Genomic DNA, 6175 nt, shown 5'->3' on the forward strand with positions numbered 1-6175 from the left:
CCGCTCGGCCCGGGTCAGCTACGGCGTGCTGAACCTGACCCGTCGCGACGGGCACGAGTCTCCGGCGCCGCTGGAGCCGGGCCGGCGCTACCAGGTGCGGGTGAAACTGAACGATTGCGGCCACCGCTTCCCGGCCGGGCACCGCATCCGCGTCGCCGTCGCCACCGGCTACTGGCCGACCGTCTGGCCGGCGCCCACCGCCGCCACCCTGACCCTGCGGGCCGGCGCCAGCCATCTCGACCTGCCGGTGCGGCAGGGCGGGGCAGGGGATGCGGTGACCTTCGAGCCGCCGGTGCGCGGGACGCCGACGCCGACCACCCAGGTCGACGCCGGCAGCATCCGGCGATACTCGAAGCAGGACCACGTGGCGGGCGAGACCATCTACGTCACCGAGGGCATAGGCGGCGTGTTCGGCGAAGGCATCCTGCGCTTCGACGAGATCGACACCACCCTGGCCCACAGCCTGAAGCGCGAGCTGACGATCCGCGACGACGATCCGCTGTCGGCCCGCTATGTCCTGACCCAGTCCTATGAGATGGGCCGCGAGGGCTGGCGCATCCGGATCGAGACCCGGTCGGTGCTGACCGCGGATCTCGACCGCTGGCACCTGACCACCGAGCTGACGGCCAAGGAGAATGGCGAGGTCGTGACCGAGCGTGCCTGGACCGAGGACATCCCGCGCGACCTGGTTTAGGCGTAGAGGTCGCCATTCCGCTTTATTGTCATCCTCGGGCTTGACCCACGGCTGTCCGGTTGAGGAAAACCGCAGCGGACACGTGTTTATCTCAGGTGTTTATTCCATTTTATTGTCATCCTCGGGCTTGACCCGAGGATCCAGGGGGCTTTCAAGAGCCGCTCTCTGTGGCCCCTGGATTGCCGGGTCAAGCCCGGCAATGACAATAAAAGTTTAGCGCAGGGCTTGGTTCTGCGCCCTGAAAAGCTCAACCGGACAGCCGTGGGTCAAGCCCGGCAATGACAATAAAGATCGTGACCAATCGCTCTCCAGGTCGTGAGCGGCCATACGCGTCGTCCGTAACAGCCACCGGACCCACCCATGCCAGCCAGCATCGACAACCCTCATCCAGGGCTCAGCATCCTGAGCGGGACCGCCAGCGGTCCCGTCGTGGCCATGGACGAGGGGCTGAGCTTCTGGGGCGGGGTCGACGCCGCCACCGGGACGGTGATCGACGTGCACCATCCCCGGCACGGCGCCTCGCTGGCCGGCGCGGTCGTGCTGATGCCGACCAGCCGGGGCTCCTGCTCGGGGTCGGGCGTGCTGCTCGAGCTGGCGATGGCCGGCCGGGCGCCGGCAGCCCTGATCTTCTCCGAGCCGGAGGACACGCTCACCCTCGGCGCGATCGTTGCCGCCGAAATGTTCGGGCGGGCGATCCCCGTCCTGCGCCTGCCGGCCGAGGCCTTCGCCGCCGTGGCCGCTGCCCGGACGGCGTCGATCACGCCGGAGGCCGTCGAGATCGAGGGGCTGCGGATCACGATCGCGCCGCCGCCGCCCGGCGCGCTGGCGCTGGAGGCGCGCGACCGCGCCATGCTCGACGGCGCGGAGGGGCCGGCCCTGCAGCAGGCGATGCGCATCCTCGTCGCCATGGCGCGGCAGCAGGGCGCGGCGGCGCTGACCGACGTGACGCGCGCCCATATCGATGGCTGCATCTATGCCGGGCCGGCGAACCTTATCTTCGCCGAGACCATGGAAACGCTGGGCGCCCGGGTCCGCGTCCCGACCACGATGAACGCCATCTCGGTCGACCGCCAGAATTGGCAGGCCCAGGGCGTGCCGCCGGAGTTCGGCGGGCCGGCGGCGCGGCTGGCCGACAGCTATGTGCGGATGGGCTGCCGGCCGAGCTTCACCTGCGCCCCCTATCTGCTGGACGACGCGCCGGGTGCGGGCGAGCCGATCGGCTGGTCGGAATCGAATGCGGTGATCTTCGCCAACTCCGTGCTCGGCGCGCGGACGGCGAAGCATCCGGATTTCCTCGACCTCTGCATCGCGCTGACCGGCCGCGCCCCTCTGGCCGACGCCTTCCTGGAGGAGCACCGGCGGGCGAGGCGGATCATCGATGTCGAGCTTCCCGAGGGCGCCGGGCCGGAGGTGTGGCCGCTGATCGGCTATCTCGCCGGCCATGCCGCGCCCGACCGGGTGCCGCTGCTGCGCGGGCTGGCCGGGGCCAGGCCGGACCAGGACGACCTGAAAGCCCTCTGCGCTGCCTTCGGCACCACCTCGGCGGCGCCGATGCTGCATGTCGAGGGCGTCACGCCGGAGGCGGGGCGGGAAGTCGATCCCGGCGCCGACCGCGTCGTCATCACTCGCGCGCTTCTGGCCGAGGGCTGGGCCCGGCTGAACCAGGGGCCGGAGGCGGTGGACCTGGTCGCCATCGGCAGTCCGCACGCCTCGCTCGCGGAATGCCATGCGCTGGCCGATGGCTTGGCCGGCCGCCGGCGGAACCCGGAGGTCGCGGTGATCGTCACCGCCGGCCGGCAGGTGATCGCCGCCGCCGAGGCCGACGGAACGACGGCAAGGCTGCGGGCGAGTGGCGTGGAGGTGATCCCGGACCTGTGCTGGTGCTCGATCTCGCGGCCCGTCTTCCCGGCGGCGGCGCAGACGGTCATCACCACCTCCGGCAAATACGCCCATTACGGGCCGGGGCTGTCCGGCTGCGCCGTGCGCCTCGGCACCCTCGGCGACTGCGTCGAGGCCGCGCTGACCGGGCGCGCGCCGCCACGACGGCCGGGCTGGCTTTCCTGACGCCCTGCCGTCATTGCGAGGAGGCGAAGCCGACGAAGCAATCCAGGGGCCGGTTCGCATTGGCCCCTGGATTGCTTCGCTTCGCTCGCAATGACGGGTTTGGAAGGTGCAACCTCTCAAAGGGCAAGGTTGCACCTTTTGCTCTTTTGGTGGTACTACTGCCGCACAGCAAACCCGCGGGGCAGGGCCATGGGCAGCACGACGTTCGGCGTGAAGATCGATGACGAGCTGCGGGCGCGGCTGAAGGCGGCGGCGGAGAAGCAGGGGCGCACCCCGCACTGGCTGGTCAAGCAGGCCATGCTGCTGATGCTCGACCGGGTCGAGCGCGGCGAGACCTTCGGCGGCCCGGACGAGGCCGAAGCCGGCGACCCGGCCGACGCGACGGCGGCCGAGGACTCCGGCCCGCAGCCCTTCCTCGACTTTGCCCAGTCGGTGCAGCCGCAGACCGTGCTGCGCGCCAAGATCACCGCCGCCTATCGCCGGCCGGAGGAGGAGTGCCTGCCCTTCATCCTGGCCGGCGCCACCCTGCCGAAGCCGGTGACCGATGGCGCCAAGGGGATCGCCCGCACCCTGGTCGAGGCGCTGCGCGCCAAGGGCGTCGGCGCCGGCGTCGAGGGGCTGATCCAGGAATTCTCGCTGTCGAGCCATGAGGGCGTGGCCCTGATGTGCCTGGCCGAGGCGCTGCTGCGCATCCCCGACCGCGCCACCCGCGACGCGCTGATCCGCGACAAGATCTCCTCCGGCGACTGGCAGTCCCATGTCGGGCAGAGCCCGTCGATGTTCGTCAACGCCGCCGCCTGGGGCCTGGTGGTGACCGGCAAGCTGGTGACCACGAACAGCGAGGCCGGCCTGTCCGCCGCGCTAACCCGGCTGATCGGCCGCGGCGGCGAGCCGCTGATCCGCAAGGGCGTCGACATCGCCATGCGGATGATGGGCGAGCAGTTCGTCTCCGGCCAGACCATCTCCGAGGCGCTGGCCAACGGCCGCAAGCTGGAGTCGAAGGGCTTCCGCTATTCCTACGACATGCTTGGCGAGGCGGCGACCACCGCGGCCGACGCCGACCGCTACTATCGCGACTACGAGCAGGCGATCCACGCCATCGGCAAGGCGGCGGAGCGGCGCGGCATCTATGAGGGGCCGGGCATCTCGATCAAGCTGTCGGCGCTGCATCCGCGCTATTCCCGCGCCCAGGCCGACCGGGTGAAGGGCGAGCTGCTGCCGCGGCTGACCGCGCTGGCGGTGCTGGCCCGCAGCTACGACATCGGCCTCAACATCGATGCCGAGGAGGCCGACCGGCTGGAGCTGTCGCTCGACCTCTTGGAGGCGCTGTGCTTCGACCCGGATCTCTCCGGCTGGAACGGCATCGGCTTCGTCGTCCAGGCCTACCAGAAGCGCTGCCCCTTCGTGATCGACTGGGTCATCGACCTGGCCCGGCGCAGCGGGCACCGGCTGATGGTGCGGCTGGTCAAGGGCGCCTATTGGGACAGCGAGATCAAGCGCGCCCAGGTCGACGGGCTGGAAGGCTTCCCGGTCTACACCCGCAAGATCTACACCGATGTCTCCTACCTGGCCTGCGCCCGCAAGCTGCTGGCGGCGCCGGACGCCGTGTTCCCGCAATTCGCCACCCACAACGCCCAGACCCTGGCGACCATCTACAAGATGGCCGGCGAGAACTACTATCGCGGCCAGTACGAGTTCCAGTGCCTGCACGGCATGGGCGAGGGGCTGTATGAGGAGGTGGTGGGCCGCGACAAGCTGGACCGGCCGTGCCGGATTTACGCCCCGGTCGGTACCCATGAGACGCTGCTGGCCTATCTGGTCCGCCGCCTGCTGGAGAACGGGGCCAACACCTCCTTCGTCAACCGCATCGGCGACCCCGACGTCTCGATCGACGAGCTGATCGCCGACCCGGTCGAGGCGGCACGGAAGATCCAGCCGCTCGGCGCGCCGCATCCGAAGATCGCCCAGCCGCGCGCTTTGTTCGGCGACAGCCGCGACAACTCCGCCGGCATCGATCTTTCGAACGAGCAGCGCCTGGCCTCGCTGTCGGCCGCGCTGCTCGGCGGCGTCGATGCCGCGGTGCGCGCCGTGCCGATGCTGGGCGACGGCGACCGCGACGGGCCCGCTCGCGAGGTCCGCAACCCGGCCGACCGGCGCGACGTCGTCGGCCAGGTGGTCGAGGCCTCGGCCGAGCAGGTGGACGAGGCGATGGCCCAGGCCGCGGCAGCCGCGCCGATCTGGCAGGCCACGCCGCCGGGCGACCGCGCCGCCTGCCTGATGCGCGCCGCCGACCTGATGGAGGCGCGGATGCCCGCCCTGCTCGGCACCATCATCCGCGAGGCCGGCAAGACCCTGCCGAACGCGATCGGCGAGGTGCGCGAGGCGGTCGACTTCCTGCGCTACTACGCCGCCCAGGTGCGCGACCATTTCTCCAACGACACCCACCGGCCGCTCGGCCCCGTGGTCTGCATCAGCCCGTGGAACTTCCCGCTGGCGATCTTCATGGGCCAGGTGGCCGCCGCGCTCGCAGCGGGCAACACGGTGCTCGCGAAGCCGGCTGAACAAACGCCGCTGATCGCCGCGCAGGCCGTGCGCATCCTGCGCGAAGCGGGCGTGCCCGCGGGCGCCGTGCAACTGCTGCCCGGCGACGGCGAAACGGTTGGTGCCGCTTTGGTGGCCGATGCGCGCACGCGCGCCGTCATGTTCACGGGCTCGACCGAAGTCGCGCGCCTCATCAACAAGACGCTCTCGCAGCGCCTCGATTCGGATGGCCGTCCGATCCCGCTGATCGCCGAAACGGGCGGCCAGAACGCGATGATCGTCGATTCGTCGGCGCTCGCGGAACAGGTCGTGGCCGACGTGCTGCAAAGCGCGTTCGACTCGGCGGGCCAGCGCTGTTCCGCGCTGCGCGTGCTGTGCCTGCAAGACGATGTCGCCGATCGCACGCTCGAAATGCTCACCGGCGCGATGAAGGAACTCTCCGTGGGCAACCCCGATCGCCTCTCGGCCGACGTCGGCCCGGTGATCGACACCGAGGCGAAGCGCGGCATCGACACGCACATCGGCACGATGCGCGAGAAGGGCCGCAAGGTCACGCAGATGCCGACGCCCGAGAGCTGCGCGCAAGGCACCTTCGTGCCGCCGACGCTCATCGAAATCGATAGCCTCGACGAACTCAAGCGCGAAGTGTTCGGCCCCGTGCTGCACGTGATCCGCTATCGCCGCAGCCAGCTCGACAAGCTGCTCGAGCAGATCCGCGCGACGGGTTACGGGCTCACGCTCGGCATCCATACGCGCATCGACGAAACGATCGCGCACGTGATCGGCCGCGCGCACGTGGGCAACATCTACGTGAACCGCAACGTGATCGGCGCGGTGGTGGGCGTGCAGCCGTTCGGCGGCGAAGGGCTCTCGGGC

The 6175-nt window shown here is 70.4% G+C and carries 3 protein-coding genes; all 3 read left to right on the plus strand.

Annotated features, from left to right (window positions below; all coding sequences use genetic code 11):
• On the plus strand, window positions 1-694 hold a 694-nt coding region (locus tag ABDW35_RS30100), incomplete at its 5' end, for a CocE/NonD family hydrolase C-terminal non-catalytic domain-containing protein (protein WP_343717532.1).
• 360 nt (window positions 695-1054) lie between these two features.
• Complete coding sequence (locus ABDW35_RS30105; RefSeq protein ID WP_343717533.1) at window positions 1055-2758, plus strand: aconitase X; 1704 nt, start codon at window positions 1055-1057, stop codon at window positions 2756-2758.
• A 189-nt stretch (window positions 2759-2947) separates the two neighbouring features.
• On the plus strand, window positions 2948-6175 hold a 3228-nt coding region (gene putA / locus ABDW35_RS30110; RefSeq protein WP_343717534.1), incomplete at its 3' end, for a trifunctional transcriptional regulator/proline dehydrogenase/L-glutamate gamma-semialdehyde dehydrogenase.

This window comes from Inquilinus sp. (assembly GCF_039594555.1).
Lineage (GTDB): Bacteria > Pseudomonadota > Alphaproteobacteria > DSM-16000 > Inquilinaceae > Inquilinus.

What these genes read in the sequence shown, in the direction of transcription:
- ABDW35_RS30105 (WP_343717533.1), top strand. Translation starts at nt 1,055, where the DNA reads ATGCCAGCCAGCATCGACAACCCTCATCCAGGGCTCAGCATCCTGAGC.